The organism is Vibrio sp. Vf1514, assembly GCF_052076135.1.
In the GTDB taxonomy this organism is placed as follows: Bacteria; Pseudomonadota; Gammaproteobacteria; order Enterobacterales; family Vibrionaceae; genus Vibrio; species Vibrio furnissii.
Window position 1 is genome coordinate 1,510,046 of sequence record NZ_CP197268.1, and the last position, 24,622, is coordinate 1,534,667.

25 protein-coding genes and 1 pseudogene are annotated in these 24,622 nt (G+C 51.1%); 8 read left to right on the forward strand and 18 right to left on the reverse strand.

Going from position 1 to position 24,622, the window contains the following annotated elements; translation table 11 throughout:
* Positions 1 to 13: 13 nt before the first annotated feature.
* The 4 genes from ACS18Q_RS21680 (at position 14) to ACS18Q_RS21695 (ending at position 4,392) form a co-directional block, all read left to right on the forward strand.
* Entirely contained in the window at positions 14 to 1,096 is a 1,083-nt protein-coding gene (locus tag ACS18Q_RS21680; protein WP_441257867.1) for a glycerol dehydrogenase, read from the forward strand.
* Positions 1,097 to 1,245: 149 nt separating this feature from the next.
* Complete coding sequence (locus tag ACS18Q_RS21685; protein WP_004727478.1) at positions 1,246 to 1,425, forward strand: hypothetical protein; 180 nt, start codon at positions 1,246 to 1,248, stop codon at positions 1,423 to 1,425.
* A gap of 228 nt (positions 1,426 to 1,653) precedes the next feature.
* Positions 1,654 to 2,829 carry a M20 aminoacylase family protein gene (locus ACS18Q_RS21690; protein WP_004727477.1) on the forward strand — a complete coding sequence of 392 codons (1,176 nt, stop codon included), beginning with the start codon at positions 1,654 to 1,656 and terminating at the stop codon, positions 2,827 to 2,829.
* A 51-nt stretch (positions 2,830 to 2,880) separates the two neighbouring features.
* Positions 2,881 to 4,392 (forward strand): AbgT family transporter, encoded by a 1,512-nt coding sequence (locus ACS18Q_RS21695; protein WP_143679718.1) that lies wholly within the window; start codon positions 2,881 to 2,883, stop codon positions 4,390 to 4,392.
* A gap of 70 nt (positions 4,393 to 4,462) precedes the next feature.
* On the opposite strand, the gene ACS18Q_RS21700 is transcribed toward ACS18Q_RS21695, so the two are convergent.
* The 9 genes from ACS18Q_RS21700 to yegD all read right to left on the reverse strand — a co-directional run bounded on the left by ACS18Q_RS21700 (position 4,463) and on the right by yegD (position 14,268).
* Entirely contained in the window at positions 4,463 to 5,389 is a 927-nt protein-coding gene (locus tag ACS18Q_RS21700; RefSeq protein ID WP_014257800.1) for a LysR family transcriptional regulator, read from the reverse strand.
* 139 nt (positions 5,390 to 5,528) lie between these two features.
* Complete coding sequence (locus ACS18Q_RS21705) at positions 5,529 to 6,008, reverse strand: aminoacyl-tRNA deacylase (RefSeq protein ID WP_206980950.1); 480 nt, start codon at positions 6,006 to 6,008, stop codon at positions 5,529 to 5,531.
* Between the two features lie 78 nt (positions 6,009 to 6,086).
* Positions 6,087 to 6,623: a 4Fe-4S dicluster domain-containing protein gene (locus ACS18Q_RS21710; RefSeq protein WP_432581976.1), complete on the reverse strand. Its 537-nt coding sequence runs from the start codon at positions 6,621 to 6,623 to the stop codon at positions 6,087 to 6,089.
* Positions 6,580 to 7,191: a molecular chaperone TorD family protein gene (locus ACS18Q_RS21715; protein WP_441257868.1), complete on the reverse strand. Its 612-nt coding sequence runs from the start codon at positions 7,189 to 7,191 to the stop codon at positions 6,580 to 6,582. The genes ACS18Q_RS21710 and ACS18Q_RS21715 overlap by 44 nt, the downstream gene beginning before the upstream one ends.
* Positions 7,192 to 7,252: 61 nt before the next feature.
* Positions 7,253 to 8,104 carry a dimethyl sulfoxide reductase anchor subunit family protein gene (locus ACS18Q_RS21720; RefSeq protein WP_441258202.1) on the reverse strand — a complete coding sequence of 284 codons (852 nt, stop codon included), beginning with the start codon at positions 8,102 to 8,104 and terminating at the stop codon, positions 7,253 to 7,255.
* Entirely contained in the window at positions 8,104 to 8,733 is a 630-nt protein-coding gene (locus ACS18Q_RS21725) for a DMSO/selenate family reductase complex B subunit (RefSeq protein WP_004727470.1), read from the reverse strand. The genes ACS18Q_RS21720 and ACS18Q_RS21725 overlap by 1 nt, the downstream gene beginning before the upstream one ends.
* Complete coding sequence (locus ACS18Q_RS21730) at positions 8,730 to 11,180, reverse strand: DmsA/YnfE/YnfF family dimethyl sulfoxide reductase (protein ID WP_014257805.1); 2,451 nt, start codon at positions 11,178 to 11,180, stop codon at positions 8,730 to 8,732. The genes ACS18Q_RS21725 and ACS18Q_RS21730 overlap by 4 nt, the downstream gene beginning before the upstream one ends.
* 609 nt (positions 11,181 to 11,789) lie before the next feature.
* Positions 11,790 to 12,806 carry a lipoate--protein ligase gene (locus ACS18Q_RS21735; protein WP_004727468.1) on the reverse strand — a complete coding sequence of 339 codons (1,017 nt, stop codon included), beginning with the start codon at positions 12,804 to 12,806 and terminating at the stop codon, positions 11,790 to 11,792.
* A gap of 109 nt (positions 12,807 to 12,915) precedes the next feature.
* Positions 12,916 to 14,268, reverse strand: a complete 1,353-nt coding sequence (gene yegD, locus ACS18Q_RS21740) for a molecular chaperone (protein ID WP_441257869.1) — start codon at positions 14,266 to 14,268, stop codon at positions 12,916 to 12,918.
* A gap of 207 nt (positions 14,269 to 14,475) precedes the next feature.
* On the opposite strand from yegD, the gene ACS18Q_RS21745 reads away from it, so the two are divergent.
* From ACS18Q_RS21745 to ACS18Q_RS21755, 3 genes are all read left to right on the forward strand, one after another.
* A complete protein-coding gene (locus ACS18Q_RS21745; RefSeq protein ID WP_441257870.1) occupies positions 14,476 to 14,955 on the forward strand; it encodes a pyridoxamine 5'-phosphate oxidase family protein in 480 nt (159 codons plus the stop codon).
* A gap of 18 nt (positions 14,956 to 14,973) precedes the next feature.
* Positions 14,974 to 15,756 (forward strand): GNAT family N-acetyltransferase, encoded by a 783-nt coding sequence (locus ACS18Q_RS21750; protein WP_206980954.1) that lies wholly within the window; start codon positions 14,974 to 14,976, stop codon positions 15,754 to 15,756.
* Between the two features lie 107 nt (positions 15,757 to 15,863).
* Positions 15,864 to 16,481 carry a 3'-5' exonuclease gene (locus tag ACS18Q_RS21755; protein ID WP_441257871.1) on the forward strand — a complete coding sequence of 206 codons (618 nt, stop codon included), beginning with the start codon at positions 15,864 to 15,866 and terminating at the stop codon, positions 16,479 to 16,481.
* Positions 16,482 to 16,672: 191 nt separating this feature from the next.
* Here ACS18Q_RS21755 and ACS18Q_RS21760 read toward each other — a convergent pair whose 3' ends face one another.
* Entirely contained in the window at positions 16,673 to 17,317 is a 645-nt protein-coding gene (locus ACS18Q_RS21760) for a CatB-related O-acetyltransferase (RefSeq protein ID WP_441257872.1), read from the reverse strand.
* Between the two features lie 82 nt (positions 17,318 to 17,399).
* Here ACS18Q_RS21760 and ACS18Q_RS21765 point away from each other — a divergent pair.
* Positions 17,400 to 17,456: pseudogene (locus ACS18Q_RS21765) on the forward strand (GlyGly-CTERM sorting domain-containing protein); the annotation flags it as partial.
* 112 nt (positions 17,457 to 17,568) lie between these two features.
* Here ACS18Q_RS21765 and ACS18Q_RS21770 read toward each other — a convergent pair.
* The 8 genes from ACS18Q_RS21770 to ACS18Q_RS21805 all read right to left on the reverse strand — a co-directional run bounded on the left by ACS18Q_RS21770 (position 17,569) and on the right by ACS18Q_RS21805 (position 24,403).
* Positions 17,569 to 18,159, reverse strand: a complete 591-nt coding sequence (locus ACS18Q_RS21770; protein ID WP_238809988.1) for a TetR/AcrR family transcriptional regulator — start codon at positions 18,157 to 18,159, stop codon at positions 17,569 to 17,571.
* A 139-nt stretch (positions 18,160 to 18,298) separates the two neighbouring features.
* Positions 18,299 to 19,270, reverse strand: coding sequence for a thioredoxin-disulfide reductase (gene trxB, locus ACS18Q_RS21775; protein ID WP_441257873.1), 972 nt, complete (start codon positions 19,268 to 19,270; stop codon positions 18,299 to 18,301).
* 16 nt (positions 19,271 to 19,286) lie between these two features.
* The gene (locus ACS18Q_RS21780; RefSeq protein WP_441257874.1) at positions 19,287 to 19,613 is read right to left on the reverse strand and encodes a thioredoxin family protein; all 327 of its coding nucleotides are present in this window, start codon (positions 19,611 to 19,613) and stop codon (positions 19,287 to 19,289) included.
* 100 nt (positions 19,614 to 19,713) lie between these two features.
* Positions 19,714 to 20,037 carry a thioredoxin family protein gene (locus tag ACS18Q_RS21785; RefSeq protein ID WP_038151816.1) on the reverse strand — a complete coding sequence of 108 codons (324 nt, stop codon included), beginning with the start codon at positions 20,035 to 20,037 and terminating at the stop codon, positions 19,714 to 19,716.
* A gap of 11 nt (positions 20,038 to 20,048) precedes the next feature.
* Complete coding sequence (locus ACS18Q_RS21790; protein WP_004727458.1) at positions 20,049 to 20,477, reverse strand: OsmC family protein; 429 nt, start codon at positions 20,475 to 20,477, stop codon at positions 20,049 to 20,051.
* A 40-nt stretch (positions 20,478 to 20,517) separates the two neighbouring features.
* Entirely contained in the window at positions 20,518 to 21,702 is a 1,185-nt protein-coding gene (locus ACS18Q_RS21795) for an MFS transporter (protein WP_038151814.1), read from the reverse strand.
* Between the two features lie 423 nt (positions 21,703 to 22,125).
* Positions 22,126 to 23,520, reverse strand: coding sequence for a dihydrolipoyl dehydrogenase (gene lpdA / locus ACS18Q_RS21800; RefSeq protein WP_004727456.1), 1,395 nt, complete (start codon positions 23,518 to 23,520; stop codon positions 22,126 to 22,128).
* 253 nt (positions 23,521 to 23,773) lie between these two features.
* The gene (locus ACS18Q_RS21805) at positions 23,774 to 24,403 is read right to left on the reverse strand and encodes an ArsR/SmtB family transcription factor (protein ID WP_238773404.1); all 630 of its coding nucleotides are present in this window, start codon (positions 24,401 to 24,403) and stop codon (positions 23,774 to 23,776) included.
* Positions 24,404 to 24,622 lie beyond the last annotated feature (219 nt).

Here is a 24,622-nt window from a genome sequence, read left to right on the forward strand (position 1 = left end):
AAGGTTTGAAATCATGGATAAAATTATTATTAGCCCAAGTAAATACGTGCAAGGTGAACAAGTTCTTAGCGCTATCGCGAGTTATGTCAAAACCCTCGGCGAACACCCCTTGGTCATTGCTGATGAGTTCGTGATGAACTTGGTGGGTGATACCGTGAAAGAGAGCTTTGCGAGCGAAAAACTACCGCTGAGCATGAACATTTTTCACGGCGAATGCTGCCGCGTTGAAATTGAACGCATTACCGATTTGTGTGCGACACAAAAACACGATGTGATTGTGGGTGTTGGCGGCGGTAAAACTCTCGACACCGCCAAATCAGTCGCGTTCTACACCAAAATTCCAGTGGTTGTGGTACCGACCATCGCATCCACCGACGCCCCTACCTCGGCCTTGGCCGTGATTTACACGCCAGAAGGTGAATTCGCGGAATACCTGATGTTCCCGAAAAACCCAGACATGGTGATCATGGACACCTCCGTGATTGCCAAAGCGCCTGTGCGCTTGTTGGTGTCCGGCATGGGCGATGCGCTGTCCACTTACTTTGAAGCACGCGCCAACATGACCTCAGGCAAAGCCACCATGGCTGGCGGTTTGGCCACTCGCTCAGCGCAAGCGCTGGCAAAACTGTGTTACGAAACCTTGCTTGAAGATGGCTTGAAAGCGAAAGCGGCGGTTGAAAATGGTGTCAGCACCAAAGCGCTGGAAAACATCATTGAAGCCAACACCTATTTGAGCGGCATCGGCTTTGAAAGTAGTGGCCTAGCGGGCGCGCACGCCATTCACAACGGCCTGACTAAACTTGAAGAGTGTCACCACCTGTACCACGGCGAAAAAGTGGCGTTCGGTACCTTGGTGCAATTGGTGCTGGAAAATGCCGACATGGCCGAAATCAACACCGTTTTGGCGTTCTGCCGCTCGGTCGGTCTACCCACCAACCTGTTTGACATGGGCGTGAAAGAGATCAATCACGCCACACTGCGTGACGTGGCCGAAGCCTCTACTGCAGAGGGCGAAACCATTCACAACATGCCATTCCCGGTCACTGCCGACAACGTGTATGCCGCGATTCTAGCTGCGCACACGCTGGGCCAATAGACGCCCGACTCGCACGCTTGTGCGAGCCCCCCCCCTCAAGGGCAAGCGCACGCTTGCCCTTTTTTGTTGCGCCATAACTCGCCCCACTTTGCCTATACTTACCCTGTTGTTGGACATCCCAACGCTCAGACCCAGCCAAAGGAGGCATCATGGAACTGCGCAATCAATCTGGTCAGGTGACCCACATTGCCGACAACCTCACCTTAAAAGAGGTGCGCGACATGGGTTTTACCATCGATTTATGCGACGAAGCGTACGATCAGCAAGAACATTGGAAAGCCAAAGCTGAGCAACGTCGCCGTCCACACGATAACCGGGACGAATCCTGACACCACCAACCGGGCCTTCAGCCCGGTTGTCTCTTTCAGCACGCCCTTTCGTAATTCGCACCTGCATCACTTCCAATCTGTATCATTTCCAATCTATATCGCGCCCAACCGCTATCACTTCACCGCCTCATGCATCAACTATTAGCATGGCTAATAGTTTGAGTAGTAATCGGGTTTGTTTGAAATGTTTCAATCGTGTTAAATCTAACCCAAACAAAGGGGAGCAGTATGAACACGATTGATGTTTTAACACCTTGGATTCCAGATGCCATTCGCATTCGTCACGCCATTCACCAACACCCGGAGCTGGGCTTCGAAGAGAACCACACGCAGGCGTTGGTAGCCGCAGAGCTACACCGCTACGGCGTGGATGAGGTGTGCACGGATTTCGGAAAAACCGGCGTGGTCGGTGTGATTAACGGCGCGCTGGGCGATGGCCCGTCGATTGGCCTACGAGCCGACATGGATGCCCTGCCGATTCACGAAGAGAACACCTTCGCGCATCGGTCGTGCCACGACGGCAAAATGCACGCCTGCGGCCACGATGGTCACACCACGATGCTGTTGCTGGCAGCGCGTTATCTGGCGGATTCGCGCCAGTTCAGCGGCCGAGTGGTGCTGATTTTCCAACCGGCGGAAGAGGGTCGCGGCGGCGCTGAAACCATGATTGGCGATGGCCTGCTCCAGCGCTACCCAATTGATGCCTGTTACGCGCTGCACAACATGCCGGGCATACCCGCGGGGCATTTTGCGTTTAAAACCGGCCCCATCATGGCCAGCTCGGATCGCCTGTTTGTCACCATCAACGGCCAAAGCGGCCATGCAGGATTGCCGCACCTCACGCAAGATCCGCTGCTGGTCGCTACCCATATTTATCAGGGCATTCAAGGTATGGTGAGCCGCAGCTACGACCCGTTTGATCCGCTGGTGGTGTCCGTCACGCAACTGCACTGCGGCGAAACCACCAACGCGATTGCGGATCAGGCGCACATGAGCGGCACCTTCCGTACGCTCAATCAAACGACGCGCGACAGTTTGGTGGCACGCCTCGCCCAACTGGTGGAACACAGCGCCAAAGCGCATGGTATGCGTGCTGAATTCAAACTCGGCCCCATCTCACATCCACCAACCGTCAACACTGCCGAAGAAACAGCGCAAGCCATTGTGGCGGCGCAGAAAACTGTCGGCGCCGCGCACGTGAATCCGAGCTGCGAGGCCAAGCTAACCAGCGAAGATTTCGCCTTCTTCCTCAACCAAGTACCCGGCTGCTACGGCTTTCTGGGTAACGGAGCGGGCGAGAACGGCACCTGCGGCGTGGGCCTGCATAATAAAGCCTATGATTTTAATGACAATTTACTTCCCATCGGGGCTGCCTATTTCATCCATTTAATTGAAAAACACTAACACCGCATGAGGGGAAGTGACTCCCCTCGTTACACAAGGAGTGTCCTAGCAATGTCGACCGTACTTTCACAAAAAGCGGCGCCACGCGCGTCGATGATCGATCGCATTGAGCGATTCGGGGATAAAGTGCCCCACCCGTTTTACCTGTTTATTTTCCTGTGCTTGGGCGTGATGGCACTCTCTTGGCTGCTGTCGATAGGCGGCGGTGGCGTCACCCATCCCGCCACCGGCGAGCTGGTGCACGTCAAAAACCTGCTCAGTGGCGAAGGGCTGGTATACATCCTCAAATCCACCGTCAACAACTTCGTCTCGTTTAAACCGCTGGGACTGGTGCTGTGCATGATGCTCGCTGTCGGGTTACTGCAAGAAGTGGGCTTGGCCGACAGCGCGATCAAACAATCGCTGCTCAACGCCCCGCGCCAATACGTGACCGCCTCGATTTTCATCACCGGCATCATCGGCAACCTCGCCTCTGACGCGGCGTTTATTCTGGTGCCGCCGTTGGCTGGCCTGATTTTCGCCGCCACCAACCGCAACCCAATAGTCGGTATTGCGGCCGGTTTCGTGGCCGTCGCGGCTGGTTTTACTGCCAACGTGTTTATTGCCGGCACGGACGTGCTGCTATCGGGCATCACCACCGAAGCCTCCAACATTGTGGCCTACGTGGAAGTGAGCCCAGCGGCAAACTGGTATTTCATGCTGATCTCGGTGCCGATTCTGGTCGTGACGGGCACGCTGTTGACCGACAAATACATCGAGCCGCGTTTTGCCCACAAAATGGTGGCGCACGAAGCCACCACCCAACAATCTTTCACCATCACGGCGCAGCAAAAAACCGCATTGAAATGGTCGGGGTTGGCATCGCTGCTGTTCATCGCCGCGTTGTTCGCCCTCCTGTGGCCCAGTGATTCTCCGCTGCGTAATGCTGAGGGCGGCTTGGTACCTTCACCATTTTTGAGCGGCATCATTCCAATCATCATGGCGTTTTTCATCATGAACGCAGTGGTGTATGGCGTGAAAGCGGGCACCATCAAACAAGCGAGTGACGTGCCGGAGTTGATGGCCAAAGCGCTGAAAGGGGTCGGCGGTTACATTGTGCTGGTGTTTGTGATTGCGCAGTTTATCGCGTGGTTTAAATGGTCGAATTTGGCCATCTTCATTGCGGTCAATGGCGCAGAATGGTTATCGTCGGTTGAAATGCCCAAACTGGCGATGATGGCCGTGTTTATGGTGCTGGCTGGCCTGATGAATATGATTGTCTTCAGCGGATCGGCGCAGTGGGCGATTATGGCGCCAGTGTTCATTCCGCTGTTTATGTTGCTGGGCGTCGACCCGCAAGTGACGCAGATGGGCTATCGCATCGCCGATTCCACCACCAACATCATCTCGCCAACCAACCCATACATTCCGATGGTGTTGGCGCTCATCGCCAAGTACAACCCCGAGGTCAAATTCGGCACGTTTCTAGCGATGATGGTGCCTTATGCACTGGTGCTGTTTGGCGTATGGGGCGCGTGTTTCTTGCTCTACATGCTCACCGGCCTGCCGGTTGGTCCCATGTAATCGAGTCCCCCTCTAATCGAATCTCTATGTAATCTTGTCCCCAGAGATTTGACCGTATCACGTGAGCCTCTTAACGAGGCTCACTTATGGCCATCCCCGCCTCCCACAACGTCGAGTCGCTGACATGCTTTTTCAGGATCAGCGCAAACTCATCCACCAACGCGCGCTGCGTGTCTTTACGCGTGATAAGTCCCACCAAACGAAATTGCACCGGCTGCACAATCGGAATAAAACGGATCGTGTCACTTGCATTGAGCCCAGCGATGGTCGACGACAAAATGGTCGACCCCAACCCGCTGGCGATCATGCCCAGCAGCGTCGAGGTGTGCGAAGCACTGAACTCTGGGTCGTAGGTTAGCCCCACGCGTGAAAATGCCTCATCTGCCAAGGTGCGTAAACTGTTGCCCGGACTCACGCCAATCGTGGCGTATTGGTGCGCTTGCTCCCAACTGATGTCCTGTTGTTCCGCCAACGGATGATCGGCACGGCACACAAAGCAGAGCGAGTCGCGAAACAGCAAATCAAAGTTTAAATCCGGATGATTGGGGTTGGTATTAATGCCGATGTCGGCTCGCCCCTCCAGCACCGAATGCGTGATGTCGTCGACGCGCTCTTCGATGAGGCGAAAGGTGAAATCTGGGTACCGTTTCTTCAAATCATTGAGCGTTTTGGGGGCCAGTGAGGCACACAAGGTGTAGAGCGAGGACACCACCAGCGACTTGTTATAACCGTGCTGACGGTCGTGATTTTCCTGCACCAGTTTTTCCAAGCGATTGACGATAAAACGCGCCTCCTGATAGAGGTGATGACCGGCCTCCGTCAGCACAATGGTGCGCCCTTTGCGCTCAAAGAGTTCACACGAGAGCTGCTGGGCGAGCTTTTTCATCATCTGACTCAGCGCCGATTGCGTGATGTGCACTTTGTCGGCGGCATAGGTAAAGTTTCGCTCTTCAGCCAGCGCGATAAAGGCTTTGAGTTGGCGATAGCTGATGTCCATAGGCAGGCTCATATTGGGTGAATGACAACGGCGTCAGTATACCTTAACCCAACCCATCACAGGACGTGGTCTGTTCAGAAACCTGCTGAGAAAATCGGCCAAGAAAAACCGAGCCGGACGCTCGGTTTTGTGGGTTCGCTTAATGGAAGAGTTCGCTGCCAAAGCGCAAGCAGCGGCTGTGGCCGATGAGTTGGTTGAACGCGTGGCGGTCGAGGCGAATCAGCGTTTCGTGGTCGCCAGATTCCATGTACACGTGGTCGAGTTCAGTCAACGCCTGATCGCACACCATGTTCATGTGGTAGGGCGCGCCGATGGGTGGCACCGCGCCGCGGTCGCAGTCATCGAACAGTCGATAAATATCGCGCTCTTTCACCAGATGATAGGTAGCCCGATATTCGTCATTCAGCACGTGCAAACTCACCTTGGCGTTTGCAGGCAGAATGGCCATTAAGTGTTTGCCATCATGATCTTCAAGTATCACGCCTTTGGCCAAATGCATCGGCTGAATGGCGGCGCTATGCGCACTGTGCAGTGAACTATTGCTGTGGCGGTGCACCACACGTTGGTACGGAATATGATGATCGCGTAAGTAGTGGTCGAAGCGGGTTTCCATGGTCATACAATCCTCCGCATGTCCTTTCCCCTTTCTGAGTATAGAAAAAGAACCCACATTTCGCCGCGCGCCGTAAAGCGCAATCTACTGCTCAGACAGACGAAACTGAATCACGTTGGTGAAACAGCTGGCCGCGCATTCTCCGCAGCCGACACACGCGGTGGCATCGATACGCGGTTTCGCGCCCTCTTGCCACATCAGCGCCTGATGCGTGCAGCGGTCGGTGCAGTTATCGCAGTAGCCATTGAGGTTGTCGCAACTGTCGGTGGCATACGCCACCAACCCCGTTGTCGAGGGGGGATTGGAGAGCGCGATCGTCGGACACGCGTGCTGACAACGGCCGCAGAAATCACACGCGGCATAGCTTAAATCTAGCGCCGCCACGCCGCGGTCTAAAACAATCACACCTTGCGGGCAAGCCACTTCGCACGCGCCGCATCCATCGCACAGGCGCACAAACAGGTCGTCGTCCACCGCAAAGGGCGGACGCGCGGCCTGACGGCTCACCGCACGGGGTGGCGTCTGGGCGAAGGTCGATAAGGTCAGAAAACGTCGTTTTCCGAGATCGACCTCCGGCTCACAGGATGGCGTTGAAGTAGTTTCTTTTTTGGATCGGAACAATCGCATCGCGTTCACACACCGAATGAAGAAGTTCTTGAGTTTGTTCGGCCAACAGCGCGTACGCTGGTGATTCCACCGTGCGTTTAAACTCCGCCATGTAGTAACCAAACCAAGGCATTAAATGCTCGCCCAACAGGGCTTTGAACTGCGCGTGCTGGTCATTTTCCAGCAGCATCGCCGCGACCATCAGCATCAAGCCGATTTGGTCTTCCGGCTCATTTTGCTGTGAGGACAACGCCACGCCGCACTCACGCAAGAATTGACGATACATCACTGTCGATTCACCAAACAACACCGCTTCTTTGTCGAGGTACACCGACCCCCACGGTGGCGCAGGCATGTCGCCCAACCCCGCAAACAGGCGATCGTGTTCAGCTTGTAACAGGTCCACTTCCGAGTAGCCAAAGGCATCCATCACGGTTTTTAACGCGGCAAACGGTACGTCCTGTTCCGCCAATATCACATCGAGATTCGCGTTCTGATATTGGTTAGGTGCGTAGTAAAACAACGCACCAAAGAGCTTCAACACTGTCCCTAGGTCAACGGCTTCGAGTTGGGTATATGACATAAATCACTCTAATGATGTAAGTAAAACATGGGCAAACAACGTGGTTTGCCCAGCGACTCCGTTAGTACAAACCGGAGGTAAAATGCATGCCGTAGAACACATTACGACCAAAGATTTCTGCCGCAAACAGAGCGACAAAACCGATGATCAGCACCCAACGTTTTGCGTTCGCGGGGAGCGCGCTCAGCTCAGCCAGCAGCCAAATCACCGCTGCAATCACGGTCAAGGTTAATTGCGCGGTCAGTGACCCAGACAGCGCTGTGATGTGCGCCACGCCACTGTTGATCGCGGTGCTCAAACCGGCAAAGTACAGCACTTGCATTGCGGTGACGGCCAAGTGGCACAGAATCAGGCTGACGCCCAATGCCATCAGTGTGCGGCTCACGCAGCGGCTTTCTATACCCGCCACGTTGACGATCACGGCGGCAAACATCACGCCCAGCGTCACCACGGTGAACCAGAACGTCCACACGGTCAGCGGTGTGTGCCATGCCGGTACGGTGTCAATGTGGTACACGTTCGCCATCGCAAACATAAACACCACACCCAGCACGATGGAGATCACGTTGAGCGCTTTGCGCACGCCTGCCCCCGCTACATTGAGCACGGTCAGCAGCCAGTACAACCCAGCAAAGGTCAGAAAGGACGCGCCAGTCAGAATCTCATTAGAGAGTGCTGCTGAACCCACTTTGTTGAACGCGTTAAACGCTCTGAGCGGGCTGCCCATGTGAGTGGTCGAGAACAAAAAGCCCAGCCCCATCACCACCAAAATCGCAAAACGGCCCCAGTTCAAACGCGCCACCGTTTGTGCGTTGGGTTTAGCGAGCAACTGCGCCCCATTGACCGTCAAATGCGCGCCCACGGCGGTTTGCGCCAACACGGTAAAGGCGACTAATGGAATTTCATAAAACATCATTTCACCTCTCTTGGATTTTGCAAAAATCCGCTACGGTCATTGCTTGGGCGAGCGTTTGGATTCAGTTTGACGATCAGGTTTGGACTGGTCAGGCGTGAATCAGGCAGCGGCGCCACATCAGCATTGCTGCCATATTTCGCACGCAACTCATCAATCGGGCCAAACTCCAGCGCACGCAGTGGGCAACTGTCGACACACACGGGCATCAAACCTTGCGCCACGCGTTCGAAACAGCCATCACATTTGGTCATGTGGCCTTTCTCTTCGCTGTATTGCGGTGCGCCGTAAGGACACGCCATGTGACAGCTTTTACAGCCGATGCACACGCTTTCATCCACCACCACCAAGCCATCTTCATCGCGTTTATGCATCGCGCCAGACGGACACACTTTCACGCACGCTGGGTTGGAACAGTGGTTGCACGAGATAGACAAGTAGTAGGCAAACACGTTTTGACGGAACGCGCCATTTTCAGCCGTCCAGTTACCACCGACGTATTCGTACACACGGCGGAAGTTGCGATCAATGCCGAGGTCTTTGTTGTCTTTGCAAGAGAGCTGACACGTTTTACAACCGGTGCATTTGCTGGAATCAATGTAAAAGCCATATTGCTTTGCGGTGCTCATGACTGTGCTCCCATTTTCTTAATCAGGGTGATTTCTACCAGGTTGGTGTGGCTTGGGTTCGACTTCGCCAAAGGGCTTGGACGTTGCGTGGTCAGCACGTTGATTGAGCCTGCTTGGTCGACGCCTTGACGGTTCGGCGCATACCACGCCCCTTCACCCAGCGCGGTCACTCCCGGCATGATGCGTGGTGTCACTTTGGCGCGAATGTGCACTTCACCGTGTTTGCTGCGAATGCTGACTAAGTCGCCGTTGGCGATGTCGCGCAGTTCAGCGTCCATGGGGTTGATCCACACTTCTTGGGGCGCAGCCGCTTTGAGCACATCCACGTTGCCGTAGGTCGAGTGGGCGCGCGCTTTGTAGTGGAAACCGGTCAATTGCAGTGGGTATTCCGCACGTTCTGGTGAATCCCAACCGTTGAAAGTCGACACGTATTCTGGCAGCGGGGTGATTTTTTCGTCTTCATCCAACTCCCAAGTCGCGGCAATGTTGGCCAGCGTTTCAGAGTAGATCTCAATCTTGCCGGATGGGGTTGGCAGCGGGTTCGCAATCGGATCGTGACGGAACGATTCAAACGCCACGTACGGACGATCAAATTGTTTCTTGTAGATCCCTTGCTCGCGCATCGCGTCATACGATGGCAGATCGGGATCGTTATTTTGTTGCACGGTTTGCGCATACATCCAACGCAACCACTCTTCTTGCGTGCGACCTTCGGTGAAGGCATCGTACACGCCCATCTCTTTCGCCACGCCCGACAACATCTCGTAAATCGGTTTGCATTCGAAACGCGGTTCAATCGCCTGACTGGCGAAGATGAAGTACGGCATCGACGCCGCCGCGCCATCCATACAGAAATCCGACTGTTCCGACGTGGTGCAGTCTGGCAGCACGATATCGGCGTATTTGGCAGATGATGTCATGTGGTTGTCGATCACTACAATCATTTCACACGCCTGTTCATCTTGAAGGATTTGGTGTGTGCGGTTGATGTCTGAGTGTTGGTTAATCAAGCAGTTACCGGCGTAGTTCCAGATAAACTTGATGTTATTTTTCAGCTGTTTCACCCCTTTGATGCCGTCGGTCAGATCGGTCATGTCGGTGCCGCGGAAAATCGCATCCGTCCACAAGAACATCGGGATTGACGCTTCAATCGGGTTGGCCACTTTCGGGAAACGCACGAATGGGTAGGAATGGTCGCCTTCACGCGCGCCTGTACCGCCGCCTTGTAGGCCCACTTGGCCGCGCAGCAGCGACAACATCATGATCGCTTTACACGCTTGCTCGCCGTTGGCTGAACGTTGCAACCCCCAACCTTGCGAGATGTAGATGCGTTTGGCTTCGCCGATTTCGCGTGCCAATTTGATGATGATATCGGCTGGAATCCCGGTGATAGGCTGCGCCCATGCTGGGGTTTTCGCCAAGCCGTCTGGGCCGGTGCCCAGAATGTAATCTTTGTAGCTGGCGTTTTTCGGTGCAGATGCTGGCAGCGTGGCGCGGTCGTAACCCACGCAGTAGCGATCCAAGAACGCTTGATCGACTTTGTCTTCGGTGATCAACACGTGTGCGATCGCCGCCACCAAGGCCGCATCGGTTCCGTGTTTGATAGGCACCCACTGATCTTCACGACCCGCTGCAGTGTCGGTGTAGCGCGGATCGATACAGATGGTGCGAGTTTTGTTGATGTTTTTCGCATCAACGTAGTTATGCACTTGGCCGCCGCCTGACATGCGCGTTTCGGCTGGGTTGTTACCAAACAGCAAGCACAGGTCAGCATTTTGAATGTCATCGACTGAGTTGGTGGTGATCCAGGTGCCGTAGAAGTATTCCGACATACACTCGATGTTTGCCGCCGAGTAGTCACCGTAGTGGTTGAGGTAACCGCCACACAGGTTCATCAAACGCGCGACCAACGTGCTGCTTGGATCCCAGCTCTTGGTCACGGTGCCGCCCAGAGTGCCGGTGCCGTAGTTGAGGTAAATGGCGTCGTTGCCGTAGTTTTGAATGATGCGTTTAAGGTTATCGCCAATGGTGCGGTACGCTTCGTCCCAGCTGATGCGCTTGAACTTGCCTTCGCCACGTTTGCCCACACGTTTCAGGGGGTATTTCAGGCGGTCTGGGTTGTAAACACGGCGGCGCATGGAGCGGCCACGCAGGCACGCGCGCACTTGATGATGGTGGTTAAACACATCATCGCCCGTGTTGTCAGTTTCTACCCACTTGATTTCGCCGTCCACCACATGCATGCGCAGCGGGCAACGTGAACCACAGTTCACCGTACAAGCCGACCAGACGATTTTTTCATCCGCTGCAGCGGGCGTTTCTTTGGCCACAGCTTGGGTTGAGAACGGTAGTGAAATGGTGCCGCCGACTAACGCCAGTGCCCCGAGCGCAGAGCCGCCTTTTAAGGCGTCACGGCGGGTCATATTAAATTTACCATTTTGACTCATGGCTAACTATTCCTAATAACCGTTGAATGGGATTGTTAGCGCCAAGCCTTAATGTGTTCTGAATAAATCGACGCGAGAAAACCGGTTTATTCGTACCGATCTAATGATAAAGAAAAGAGATAACTGACCACTCTCACCGGCAAGATCAACACGGAAGATCACCGCAGAATCCGATGGTGAGACAGAGATTTCGAATCAATCCCAAAGACGAGATAAGAGAGCAACGTTAAGACCGCACTATGTGTACCAAGGCATTGTGCGGAATTTGGTGGATGGATGATTTGACGGCAATCAATTCTTATTTTCTTATTTATTGATTGGTACATTAAATAAACAGCATTAATTCATTCAATAAATATAAGTAAGCAGGTAAATATTTATGCGTGGAATATGCGAGATTTCAAATAATAACGATTGCTATTTAAATAACGAGAGAGACGTCGCAAAAAAATAAATTTCACAACGTGTAAAGCAGTATATTGACGCTGATTTCCCTTGATCATACTTTCGAAAATTGCGTATGTATTTGGCGTTGAGACACACATTTGACATCAGCACAGGGCGCCCACCGCCCACGGTGTTTCGCGCCCTGAATGGATATCGGCGGCTTTAATCGAGCTGAGTCAGCAACCAGGTTTTCACATCTTGCAGCGGATCGGTGTACTGCGGCATCGTGGCGATTAACTGGTCGATGCACGCTGCCACACTCTCTTTTTGATAGCCTTGGCCTTTGAGTGCCATCGCCAACTGCTCCATCGGGTACGGGTCGAGCATGTCGCTGAAAATGGTCGCTTGCACAATCGCGCCGCGTTCCACGTCCAGATACACATCCACCCCACCCCAGCCAAAGCGCTCGTCCATATTGTGGGTGAACGGTGGCGTTTGGCCAAAGTTCCAGTCCCAGCTGCTTTGCAGCGCAAATTTCTGCTCAAAGCCCGGTAAATCTAAAAACGACTGCGGCGAGATAAACTCCGGCGCCACCGCTTGCTGGTAGTGCTCGCAGTAGGCCTCCATGATCACCTCGCACACCGCTTGGTGTTCAATGTCGGCTTTCACCGTGTTGAGGTTGATCACCCGCGATTTGACCGAAGTGATACCTTTGGCTTGCAGCTTTTTGATGTCCGGATTGAGGTAATCCGCCAAACGGCTGAGATCGGCGCTCAGCAGCAGCGTGCCGTGGTGAAAACCGCGATCCAGCGTTTCACGATACGCAGAGCCGGAGAACTTGCGAATGCCATGCTCATCTTCCAGCACCAAATCATTGCGGCCATTGGCCACGCCGTTGATGCCAAGCTTTCTAAGCCCCGCCAGCACAATGTTGGTCGACACTTCTTTGTCGTATTCCGGTTTCCCCGCCATGAAGGTGAAGTTGGTATTCCCCAAATCGTGGAACACCGCGCCACCACCGGTTTGACGACGGGCCAGTTTGACGTGGTCTTGTTCCATGCGCTCGGTTTTGCACTCGCGCCACGGGTTTTGCGCACGGCCAATCACCACCGTGTCGGCATTACGCCACAAAAACAGCACACGTTGGTCCGCAGGCATGGCACGGAAAATAGTGTCTTCCACCGCAAGGTTAAACCACGGGTCGGTAGAATCGGAGATCAGAATGCGGGTCTTTGTCATTGTCGTTTTCGCACCAAACAGAAGGGAAGATGCCGCTATGTTACGAGATTCTGCTGCCAATCACGAGCGAAAGCGGCATAAAAAAGCCTTCCGAAGAAGGCTTTCAACATCAGCGAAAACAGACCTGCGCCCAGCGCGCAAGGCCGGCGGTCACCGAGCCAAAGTAGTTGCCACTCACCACCGGCACATTGGGCAGCGCCTGCTCCACCCCGGCACGTAAAATCGGTGAACGCGCGCTACCGCCAGTCATGAAGATCACATCCGGCGTCACGCCACCCAGCGTCACCGCTTCTGTCACCAATTCAATCATTTTGGTTTTGGGCGCATCAATCGCTTCAATCATCGCTTCGCGTTGAATATCGACCTCCAGCAGCTCCGACAGCACCTTCACTTGCGCCGTCACCTGCGCCGATTCCGACAGCGCAATCTTCGCTTCTTCGGCTTTCTTCACCAAGCTGTAGCCAAGCGTGTCGTGGTACACCGCCAGCAAACGCGCCAGTTTCTCCGGCTCACGCGCTTCTTTGTGCAAACGCTTTAGATCCGCGAGGTTTTCACGGGCGAAGAATTTGGCCTGCGCGCTCACATCATTAATCGCTATTGGGTTCCAGAACTGCGTGATCGGCATTTCCAGCCCGCTTTGAGTCTGGCTGCCAAAACCAAACGACGTCATCAGTTGTTTAAACGCGAGATGAATATCAAGATCGTTCCCGCCCACACGCTGACCGCTGTGCGCAATCAGGCTTTGAGTGCGATCCGCTTTGCCGCGCCACGATGGCCCCATCTGAATCAACGAGCAGTCGGTGGTCCCGCCGCCGATATCGACCACCAGCACGGTTTTGTCTTCGTTTAAGGTCGCTTCGTATTCCAGACCCGCCGCCACCGGCTCAAACTGAAACTCCAGATGACGAAAACCGGCACGCGTGGCTGCGCGGCGCAAAATGGCTTCCGCTTGTTGGTTGGAATCTTCCCCGCCACGGCCATGGAAGTTGACCGGACGCCCAATCACCGCATCATCAATCACCGCATTGGCACGCGTTTCAGCCTGCGTTTTGATGTTGGCCATCATCGCGCACACCAGATCTTCAAAAAAGCGCAGTTGAATGTCGTGCAGCCCCATCGCGCCCAAAAACGACTTGGGCGATTTGACGTAATACACTTCGTGCGGGTCCGACAAATAGAGATCAAGCGCCGCCTGGCCAAACACCACATCATCAAATTGCAGGTCGATGTCTTCATCGCGGTTGGCTGCGACCGAACGGCGCAGCAGTTGCTCACCCAACGCATCCGCAGGCGAGATGTGGCGATGGCGGAATAGATGCTCCGACACCGAATCACGAGTCGGTGCCGCCAGTGTCGACGGAATATAAAGACTGTCGCGCTCAAGCGGGATCAGCACCGGATGCTCATCCTGCATGCTGGCGACCGAACAGTTGGCCGTGCCGTAGTCAAACCCTATGTACATCTGCTTACTCCCACGCTTGTGCAAAAAAGGTCGGCGATACTACCGCAAGCCTTGCCTGATCTCTAGCGGAAATTGTTATTTTTTATGCAGTTTGATAGCGCTTTCGCGCATTTTCTGTTCAACATTGATTCTGTGTGAACAAGTTGTAAAGATAAGCAACCCGTCGGATAACGACTGCCCGACGCCGTTCCCAAATTCAGGAAGAAAATGATGAAGATGGACCTCAACACCTATTGCGAAAGCAGCGTGCTGTGCTGGTTGGCCACCGTCAGCCACACCCTCGTTCCCAATGTGTCGCCCAAAGAGATATTCACCTTGTGGGACGACGAACGCCTGTTGATCGCCAATATCGCCTCGCCAGTCAGCGAGCAAAATATTCTTGCCAACCCGAACGTGTGCGTTTCGATGATTGATGTGTTTGAGCAGCGCGGCTACAAGCTGAGCGGCAAAGCGCGCATTGTGCGCCCCGACGATCCCGAATGGCACGACTACATTGACGCGCTGCGCAAACTGGCTGACGAACGTTTCCCGATCAAAAACATTTTTGAGGTGCAGATTCAATCCAGCACCACCATCATCGCGCCGAGTTATTTCCTGTTCAGCGACACCACAGTCGAAGAGCAAGTGCAAAGCGCGCTGAGCACTTATCAGGTTGAGCGCCCTCGCGCGTTCAACGCCGCCGAATAACGCACCCCAAGTAAGCCTATGACTCATACATCGCCCACGCATATCCGCGCTTTTGCGCGCTACTTTCAGTTTAATAACCTGCGCACGCTATCGACCGATGCGCCCAGTGAGCTGCGCGTGCTCAACGCCGGGGTATATCAAGCCTACATCGACCCGACGCGCCGCTACGACAACCAATTGTTGATTCAGGCCGAATCCAGTGCCAGCCAGTTAACCACAGCGCTCGCGCTGTATGCCAACACGCCTGCACCAGAGATCAGTGTCGCACCCGCTGCCGACAGCGCCACCCTGCGCAACTGGATGAGCGAACACGGATTCCAACGCGAATTTAACCATCAGTTTTTGCAGCTGCGCAGCCGCGATTACACAGCCAGCAACGCCCATTCTCGGGTGCGTGTGGAGCGCTGGACCTCAGCCCGTGCCGATGACTTTCTGGCGCTACTGAAAACCTCCGGCCTGCAATGCAGTGATGCCATCTGGCAAGCCAAACGCCACCTGTATTGCACCGACGCGTTTCGCTGCTTTGTCGCCTATCACGGCGACACGCCCTGCGCATGGGCAACCACCTATCTCGATGAAGACGTCGCCACACTCGCCAATGCGTTCACGCAGGAAGCGGCGCGCGGCAACGGCTGCCAAACCGCGCTGCTGCACGCACGCATTCGCGATGCGATTGAGCATGGCGCTACGCTGCTGTTCACCGATGTGATGCCAGAGAGCACCAGCGCACGCAACTGCCTGTCGGTCGGCTTTGAGCCGGTGGTGACCCGTCAGGTGTGGTGTCAAAGCGAATCAGATTGAAATGATGTGGCTCGCGCGGCGGGAATAGCCGATTCGCGCCAGCCGCTGCTTACCTTCTTGGCGTCAATCGGGGTATACTCGCGCTTTGCGTTTTTCAGGGCTTTGTTATGCACCACCCCGCTCACTCCGTTATTGTTCTCGACTTTGAAACCACTGGGCTTTCTCCCAACATGGGCGATCGCGCGATTGAAATCGGTGCGGTGAAACTCGTCGATGGTCAAGTCGCAGGTACGTTTCAACAGTTGATGAATCCGGGCTTTCGCGTCAGCGGGTTTATTGAAGGCTATACCGGCATCACCAACACCATGCTGCGCACTGCGCTCCCTTGTGAAGAGGTGATGGCTGAGTTCGCTCACTTCATCGGTGACACGCCGCTGGTTGCGCACAACGCGTCGTTCGATAAACGTTTTTTGGATGCTGAATTCGACCGCATCGGCGTACGCTATCCCGGTCAGTTTGCCTGCTCGATGTTGATTGCCCGCCGCCTGATTCAAAACGCGCCGACCCACAAACTAGGCGATTTGGTGCGCTTCAAACAAATCGAAAACGACGGCACCTTTCACCGCGCGTTAGCCGACTCACAAATGACCGCCAGCCTGTGGATGTTGATGGTCAACGACCTGCGCGAACGTGGTGTTCTCAACCCGAGTTTTGCGTTGATGCAGAAGATCAGTAAAACCAATAAAGGGGCATTGCGAGGTGTGTTGGCGGAGTATATGGGGTGAGGGTTTGGTGAGTGCGAGAGGGTTTGATGCACACCAGATACTCTTTGCTGGCACAAAGAGTATCCAGAAAGTGCTTTTGATTCAGTACTCGCTAACCAAGACAGCGTTTGGATGATCGTTGCAGCGAATCCACAGATTGGCTCTCTCGGCATCCAAAAACCGGAATCGTCTAGCTAACGCGAACGACCACGTTATGGATTGAGGTTCCCCGCATCGTAGGCGGCCAACGCCACTTTGAGCGCGTCCATATCAGCACTGCATAAGTGACGTTTGAGCGCGTCGAACTTTTCCGAGGGCCACTCGTAGATATTGAGTGACAACAGCTCGGCAATCACCGCTGGCTCAAACCGATATTTCACGGGTTTCGCTGGCGATCCCGCCACGATGCTGTAAGGTTCAACGTTTTTAGTCACTACGCTGTTGGCCGCGATCACCGCGCCTTCGCCGATGGTGACACCCGGCATGATCATCGCGCGCATGCCAATCCATGCGCCATCACCAATCTGAGTATCGCCTTTGCCTACGTAGGCTTCTTCGATGAAATCCATAAATGGATACAGGCAGAACCAATCCGCCCGATGGGTATGGTTTCCGCCCATCAAAATGACGGCTTCCGCACCGATGCAGACGTAATCCCCGATGAATAAGCGGTCGATGTCCCACTTCGGCTCCCACGCGCGGCTCACTTCGTCGCCGTGCAGGTAGCGCACCACCGACGCTTCAAAGCCTTTATCCCAGCAATCGCTGTAATAGCTGTGCTGCCCTTTCACCACAATATTCGGGTTGGTGACCACCTCGTGCAATAACTGCACTTTCGACCAATGTTTGTTTTCCATTGTTTACCTCTAAATTCGCGTTTAAATCATTGAAAATTTTGATTGTTGGGCGAGTTTAGTCAGTGGATGCGAGGCTGTTTAAGGCGGGGGATCAGTTTCATGGTGGTTTCTCTATCTTGTATATTTCATAACGAGATAACAACGTGCTAAACGCTTAAGGTGACGGGTGACGGCTTGCTCTGTCGTCACCGCATTCAATGCGCCAATGTCGCTCTTCTCTCGTACAGCCGTGCTTTTAACTTTAGTAAGACTCACCACCTTTCTAAAAATTGCTCACAAGCGTCGAGTAGCTGTTCCCGAGACATCCCATCTCTCGACTGGATGGAAAGGCCATTAATAAAAGTATCAATCATCAATATAAAACTATCTGCATCCAGATCCTGTTGCCACTCCCCTTGCTCAATGCCACGGTACACACACTTTTTCAGGGCGCTACGAATATCATTCCGTACGGAAAGTGCCATCTGCTCAATTTCTTTATTATCATCGCAACAATTCAGACCAGAAAGCACCGCCATACAGCCTGTCGGTGTCATCGGTGACGTTTGCATGTTAATGGTTTTTACCAACATATTCTTAATTGCTGTTTTCGCCGGAACGTTTTCATGATTGAGTTCAGAAAGTGTCTCACCACAAGTCTGCGTGTAGAGTTCCAAGCACTCTTGGTACAGTGCTCTTTTAGAACCGAAGGCAGCATAAAAACTAGCAGCAGAAAGATGACCCAACGCAGTGCGAAGTTCCGATAGTGACGTTCCTTCAAACCCTTTTTTCCAGAACAAATCCATTGCTTTTTTAACCGCTTCATCGCGGTTAAATTCTCTGGGACGCCCTGTTCGAGCCATATCAATACCTCACAAAATAAAGGGAATACATTCATTGCCAGTGAATGAACTGGATATTTTAACTGATTGAAAAGCAGCAAGCCCGAAACATATACCATGTTTTCGGGCCTGATTCTTACTAAATGTAAGCTTTATCACATCACTTAGAAGCCATTAGGTCCAATGAATCACCTAAGCTTGCTAAGTATTGTTCTGCATCAAGTGCTGCCATACAACCGCTGCCCGCTGACGTGATCGCCTGACGATAGTGGCTATCACTCACATCACCCGCCGCAAACACGCCAGGAATGCAGGTCATCGTCGCGTTACCATTCGTACCCGAGTTTACTTTCAGGTAACCGTTATTCATCTCTAACTGATCCTGAAATATGCCTGTATTCGGTTTGTGTCCTATGGCAATAAATACGCCATCCAGATCAAGATGTTCGATTTCTTGGGTTGTGGTTGATTTGATTCGCAAACCTGTCACGCCCATGTCATCCCCCAACACTTCATCGAGTGTAGAATGCCATTTGATGGTGACTTTTCCTTGTTTTACTTTCTCAAACAATCGGTCTTGCAGTACCTTTTCCGACGTTAACTGATCACGTCGATGAATCAGGGTAACGTGTGAAGCGATATTGGCGAGATACAAAGCTTCCTCAACCGCAGTATTCCCACCACCGACAACAGCAACCGGTTTATTTCTGTAAAAGAAACCATCGCAAGTAGCGCAGGCTGATACGCCACGACCTTTAAAGGCTTCTTCACTTTCCAGCCCCAAATACTTAGCGGTTGCGCCGGTCGCAATAATCAGCGCGTCTGCCGTATACGTATTTTCACCTTTCAACACAAAAGGCTGCTGGTTCAGGTCAACCTGAGTAATGTAGTCATACTCGATCTCAGTGTTAAACCTTTCAGCGTGTTCTTTTAGTTGCACCATTAACTCTGGCCCCTGAATGCCATCAGGATAACCTGGCCAGTTTTCAACATCCGTTGTCGTCGTCAGTTGTCCCCCAACTTCAATACCTGTGATTAAGAGTGGCTCAAGGTTAGCTCGGGCAGCATAAATTGCAGCGGTATAACCGGCAGGGCCAGAGCCTAAGATGATTAATTTGCGATGTGTATTCATACTCTGATACCTCTACTTATTTTGCGCTCAGTACAAGTTGTTCCAGTTGTGGCGCTGGCATCATGCCCGTCGATCGCGAGACTTCTTTACCCCCTTTAAAGACAACCACGGTTGGAATGCTTCTTACACCAAGTTGAACCGCGACTGATGGAAATTCATCAATATTCACTTCTCCCATCATCAATGAATCATCAGCGATACGACCAGCGACATCCTCATAAATTGGAGACATCATGCGGCATGGCATACACCATTCCGCCCATAAGCGAACCGCAAATGTAGAACCATTTTGTAGATTTTCTTGGAATGTCGCATCATTCAATGTCGTTACTTTTGAAGTCATGTAAATGTTCTCCTTATAATTATGGAATAAGTAATCCATAATTTGGGCGTGCAAAGTCATCATTGAATCGTGACTTTGCCGCATGAATAAAAGTGGTGTGTTACTTGAGATATTTTTCAACCTGACGCTGAAGGTCATCAGCCAGAATCACACCGTCGATTCTTTTTACTTCTTTACCATGCTTGTAGATGACAATCGTTGGGATACTTCTGATACGACACCGTTCAGAGAGTTCCTGATGTCTGTCAACGTTCACATCGTAAAATTCAGCTTTATCACTAAGTTTCTTTTCTGTTTGTTGATAGACCCGCGTCATCATCCGACAAGGCGGACACCAACTTGCCCAGAACCGAAACAGGGAAACTCCCTGTTTCTGCTTAACGACCTGATTAAATCGCTTAGTATTCGCGTCTAAAACCGGCATGCGTACTTCGCTTATTCAGCGAAAGTGACGTTCGCTTGTGCGGTCACTTCTACACCCGCTTTGCGTGCAAGGTTTCCGATCAGACAAATTTTGTCAGCCTTTGCGGTGTACTCAGTTGCCTTAGCAACGTCGTCTTGTGTTGCCGCTTTTGACAATACAATATTCGCGAGGTGATGAATGGCGAAATGATCGCCGTCTTCCTGAGCAGTGGTCTCCACTTTCATCGCGTCCAGAGGAAGCTTTTTGTTGTCAGAAATTGCAATTAAGGTCGAAAGAAAGCACGCCGCGGTTGACGACACATACAGCTCTTTTGGATTGCTGTATTCACCCAAACCACCGTAGACAGCAGGAATACTGATTTTAGTCGACAGGCCTTCACTCTCGATCAAACCTGAACCTTTCATACCACCTTGCCAAGATAGGTCTAATTTAATATCCATGATTTCTCCTCACGATATGTGTCTAAAAATTTGAATTGACTCAGTCTTGTATTGCTAACTTTTTGCTGTCTTTGGATTCCAGTACACCGCTGTAAACAATCAACAGTACACTGATAGCGACCACAACCGCAGCAGCGGGTGCCGTTGCCAATAAGCCATATTTCGTAACAACCAAGCCACCAACCGAAGCGCCAACAGCAATACCAAGGTTAAACGCAGCAATATTCATACTCGATGAAGCATCAATCGCTTGTGGAAAGTGCTTTTCGGCTTGCTGAACAACATACAGCTGAAGAACCGGTACACTACCAAATGCCGCAGCGCCCCAAATCATCACTAACGGGATAACGTAGTATTTGTTAGTTGCAACGAAGCCAAACAGAAGCAGTGTCAAAGCTAACGAAATGAAAATGCCTGCGGATGCTTTCAACGGACCTTGTTTATCCGCCCATTTCGCCGCATAAGTATTGCCAAATACAACTGCGATACCGTAGAAAATTAGAATGGTGCCGATTGCTGACGTTGAGAATCCGGTAATTTTCCCAAGGATTTCTGACAGGTAGGTATACGCGATAAATGAACCGCCATAGCCTATCCCCGTGATCAGGAACACCAATAGCATTCTTGGAACACCGATAACAGAAAGTTGTTTGAATACACTTGCCGGTTTAGGGCGCTTAAGGTTTGCGGGTAACAAGAACCAAAGTGAAACCATACTCACAAAACCCAGCACACTGATGAGCGCAAATGCCGCACGCCAGTTGAGCCATTCAGTAATAAATGCCCCTGCTGGAACACCAGAAACAATCGCGACAGTCATACCAGAAAAGACAATACCAATAGCGCGACCAGACTTATCTTTAGACACTAAATCCGCAGCAATCACTGTTGCAATGGAATAAAAAACGCCTTGAACCACACCGGCTAAAACACGACCGAAAAGAAGCAACGAATAGCTTGGCGCAAGAGTCGTTAACAGGTTTGCCAGTGCAAACAGAAGCATCAACCCAACAGTTAATTTTCTGCGGTCATATTTGCTCGAAAGTGCAGTTAAAATCGGCGCGGCAACCGCAACACCTAACGCGTAGTAAGAAACAAGTTGTCCAGCCGTCGGAATATCGACATTCATGTCACCTGCAATCACGGGCAAAATACCCACGACTACAAATTCTGCCATACCAATCCCGAACGCAGCTGCTGCGAGTGCATATAAAGCAACAGGCATAAATAAAACCCTAATTACAGAACGATTGATCTATAAGTTATGATCAACAAAGTTTTCTGTCAACGGATTTAAAGAATGACCGTTCCATAATTAAGAGAAAAATGAATGCTCAGCAAAAGCCATTCCAACATAATTCATTGATTTTAAATAAATTATAGATGAATAGATTACGAGAAAGTATTCTAAAACTTTTTAGATTACAGGATTGGAGAATAGAAAATGTATTGAAATGGGAAATGTATCGTGCTTTTTTATTGATTGAATCGCTTGCTGATTCAATCGATGAACAACGCCCCCTACGCGAGGCTCCAGCGTCTTTACAAAAACACGAGCGTTGATCACGACAAGTCTCAGAGCAGCAATCATTGGCCCAACACAGAGACAAAAGGGCTACCCAAATGGATAGCCCTATCAACAAATCAATTATGGGTAGACTTTATAAATCGCATGACCAAATACATCTTCCGCCGCCTCATGAACCCCTTCAGCAATGGTTGGATGGCCATGAATCGTTGAGATAATATCTTCAATCGTCGCACCCATCTTAATAGCCAGTGCGCCTTCGTGAATCATATCGCTCGCACGTGGACCAAGGATGTGCATGCCTAATACTTTTTCAGTTTTTGCATCAACAACAAACTTAACAGTACCGTGCTGTTGAACGATCATCGTTTTTGCATTCCCTGCTAAATCAGATTTGCCCAGTTTAATGTCGCCAACGGCTTCTTTAGCCGCTCTTTCAGACAAACCAACACTCGCAAATTCAGGGCTTGTATAAACACAAGCAGGCGTTGTAGAACCGTCAAAGGCAACTTTGCTACCTGTCACCATATTCTTCGCAGCAACGACGCCTTGCTCCATAGCAACGTGAGCGAGCATGTAACCACCAGTACAGTCACCTAATGCGTAGATATGAGGCACATTTGTTTGCATGTACTCATTCACAGCGATAGCACCTTTCTCCACGACAACACCCGTATTTTCAAGACCAAAACCAGTTAAAAGTGGTTTACGGCCAACAGACATTAATACGGTAGAAGCTGATAACGATTCCCGTCCATTTTGAGTTTCGAAGAATACTTTCACGCCTTTGTCTTGTTTCTCAATTGCAGAGACTTTAGCGTTCACACGGATATCAACACCTTCTGCAATCAAAGCTTGAGCAAGCTGTTCAGATAATTCGTCATCCATATGAGACAGAATTTTGTAGTGTGCTTCGATGATGGATACTTTAGAACCAAGACGAGTCATCAACTGAGCAAACTCAACACCAATTACCCCACCACCGATGATGACGAATTCTTCTGGCACTTCAGTTAAAGATAACGCTTCGTTACTAGTAATCACTTCAGGTAAATCAGAACCAGGGAGATTAATCATGGTAGGAACAGAGCCAGTCGCCAATACAAGCTTGTCGAATTCGATCTCTTGTTCAGTACCATCAACTGCAATCACTTTTGCTTTATGGTCAGAGATGATTTCAGCATTGCCGTATAACACTTCTACATTCTTGCTTTCAACTAACCCATTAACGCCATTCGTGATCGTATCAAGAATGTGACGTTTGCGCTTTTGTAGTTGCTCCATATCGACTGAAGCGGCACCAACGTTGATACCAAGTTCTGCAGCATGCTTAATCTCATGAAGCACATCTGTCGTATGCAATAGTGTTTTCGTTGGGATACAACCTTGGTGTAAACAAGTACCACCGAGTTTGTATTTCTCAACAACGATAGCTTTCGCGCCAAATTCAACTGCTTTAATTGCCGCGACATGACCACCAGGACCACCACCGATCACTAAAATGTCAGTTTTCATAACAAGCCTCTATATCTAATATTCTAAAGATTTTAAGAATTAACTAACCGTGAGACTAGCATAAGGAAGGAAACGAAAGTTGCTTCTGATCAATGTTATTCTAGTAATCTAATGATTTTTAGAATTATGCGAATTTGCTGATAATGGATAAGGCAAAAGAGACATTCTCGCAATTGCCTTTGTCTTCTTGTAGATCGGGAAAAGCAGATAAGATAAGGATATAATCTATTGATTATAAATGAATTTATTAGAATTACTTCTCAACATCAAACCCTGACGCAGCCCATTCATCTAGGCCATTGCGATACATTTTTACGTTCAGCCCTTTTTCCTTCAGGAAATTTGTCGCATCAATGGCTTGGATACAATAGTAGCCTTCACAATAAACGATGATCATCTCATCTGAATTTTCATAGTTTTCGGCCCATTGTGTCAGTTCATCAACAGGGATAGAAATTGCACTAGGTATATGACCTTCTTCGTACATATCGGATTCACGGACATCCAATAACACCGTTTTCTTTGACTCTAATGCAGCAAGTAAGTCTTTGAGTGTCAGGCAAAAATCACTATTTTTGTCTAAAGGAGTGATATCTTTATTGGATAATGCCACTTCCCATAAAGACTGAAATAATTTCAATATATTGTCGTTACGTAGTCGATAATAAACTCGAAGACCTTCTTTCCGTGTCGTTAGGATTCCCTGAGTTCTCATGACCTTAAGGTGGGCAGAAACTGATTTCACGCCAATTCCCATCGCGGTGGCTAAGTCTTCAACACAACGTTCATGGCTACTCAGTAGCTCAATGATGAGTAACCGCTTTTCATGCCCTAAAGCTTTGGCAAACTCACCAACATTTTCATACGCATAAGAATCAACCAAACTTCTGTCTCCAAACCCAATACTCGTAACTAGACAGGCGAGTATACATTGGCAGAGTTTACAAATCATCATGAACACATTTGATGGAACTACATGAATCATTGCATGAGAAATATAGGTCTAACGACCTGCCCACAAAGCGTATCCAGAAAGTGCCTTTGGCTTCGCGCTCGCTGACCGGGACGGTTTTGAGTGACCGCTTATCTGAAGTGAATCTTC

What these genes read in the sequence shown, in the direction of transcription:
- ACS18Q_RS21715 (WP_441257868.1), bottom strand. Translation starts at nt 7,191, where the DNA reads ATGTCATATACCCAACTCGAAGCCGTTGACCTAGGGACAGTGTTGAAG.
- ACS18Q_RS21780 (WP_441257874.1), bottom strand. Translation starts at nt 19,613, where the DNA reads ATGACTTCAAAAGTAACGACATTGAATGATGCGACATTCCAAGAAAAT.
- ACS18Q_RS21790 (WP_004727458.1), bottom strand. Translation starts at nt 20,477, where the DNA reads ATGGATATTAAATTAGACCTATCTTGGCAAGGTGGTATGAAAGGTTCA.
- ACS18Q_RS21735 (WP_004727468.1), bottom strand. Translation starts at nt 12,806, where the DNA reads ATGACAAAGACCCGCATTCTGATCTCCGATTCTACCGACCCGTGGTTT.
- ACS18Q_RS21770 (WP_238809988.1), bottom strand. Translation starts at nt 18,159, where the DNA reads ATGGCTCGAACAGGGCGTCCCAGAGAATTTAACCGCGATGAAGCGGTT.
- lpdA (WP_004727456.1), bottom strand. Translation starts at nt 23,520, where the DNA reads ATGAAAACTGACATTTTAGTGATCGGTGGTGGTCCTGGTGGTCATGTC.
- ACS18Q_RS21745 (WP_441257870.1), top strand. Translation starts at nt 14,476, where the DNA reads ATGATGAAGATGGACCTCAACACCTATTGCGAAAGCAGCGTGCTGTGC.
- ACS18Q_RS21700 (WP_014257800.1), bottom strand. Translation starts at nt 5,389, where the DNA reads ATGGACATCAGCTATCGCCAACTCAAAGCCTTTATCGCGCTGGCTGAA.
- ACS18Q_RS21690 (WP_004727477.1), top strand. Translation starts at nt 1,654, where the DNA reads ATGAACACGATTGATGTTTTAACACCTTGGATTCCAGATGCCATTCGC.
- trxB (WP_441257873.1), bottom strand. Translation starts at nt 19,270, where the DNA reads ATGAATACACATCGCAAATTAATCATCTTAGGCTCTGGCCCTGCCGGT.
- ACS18Q_RS21725 (WP_004727470.1), bottom strand. Translation starts at nt 8,733, where the DNA reads ATGAGCACCGCAAAGCAATATGGCTTTTACATTGATTCCAGCAAATGC.
- ACS18Q_RS21795 (WP_038151814.1), bottom strand. Translation starts at nt 21,702, where the DNA reads ATGCCTGTTGCTTTATATGCACTCGCAGCAGCTGCGTTCGGGATTGGT.
- ACS18Q_RS21695 (WP_143679718.1), top strand. Translation starts at nt 2,881, where the DNA reads ATGTCGACCGTACTTTCACAAAAAGCGGCGCCACGCGCGTCGATGATC.
- ACS18Q_RS21705 (WP_206980950.1), bottom strand. Translation starts at nt 6,008, where the DNA reads ATGACCATGGAAACCCGCTTCGACCACTACTTACGCGATCATCATATT.
- ACS18Q_RS21680 (WP_441257867.1), top strand. Translation starts at nt 14, where the DNA reads ATGGATAAAATTATTATTAGCCCAAGTAAATACGTGCAAGGTGAACAA.
- ACS18Q_RS21750 (WP_206980954.1), top strand. Translation starts at nt 14,974, where the DNA reads ATGACTCATACATCGCCCACGCATATCCGCGCTTTTGCGCGCTACTTT.
- ACS18Q_RS21785 (WP_038151816.1), bottom strand. Translation starts at nt 20,037, where the DNA reads ATGCCGGTTTTAGACGCGAATACTAAGCGATTTAATCAGGTCGTTAAG.
- ACS18Q_RS21685 (WP_004727478.1), top strand. Translation starts at nt 1,246, where the DNA reads ATGGAACTGCGCAATCAATCTGGTCAGGTGACCCACATTGCCGACAAC.
- yegD (WP_441257869.1), bottom strand. Translation starts at nt 14,268, where the DNA reads ATGTACATAGGGTTTGACTACGGCACGGCCAACTGTTCGGTCGCCAGC.
- ACS18Q_RS21720 (WP_441258202.1), bottom strand. Translation starts at nt 8,104, where the DNA reads ATGTTTTATGAAATTCCATTAGTCGCCTTTACCGTGTTGGCGCAAACC.
- ACS18Q_RS21760 (WP_441257872.1), bottom strand. Translation starts at nt 17,317, where the DNA reads ATGGAAAACAAACATTGGTCGAAAGTGCAGTTATTGCACGAGGTGGTC.
- ACS18Q_RS21730 (WP_014257805.1), bottom strand. Translation starts at nt 11,180, where the DNA reads ATGAGTCAAAATGGTAAATTTAATATGACCCGCCGTGACGCCTTAAAA.
- ACS18Q_RS21755 (WP_441257871.1), top strand. Translation starts at nt 15,864, where the DNA reads ATGCACCACCCCGCTCACTCCGTTATTGTTCTCGACTTTGAAACCACT.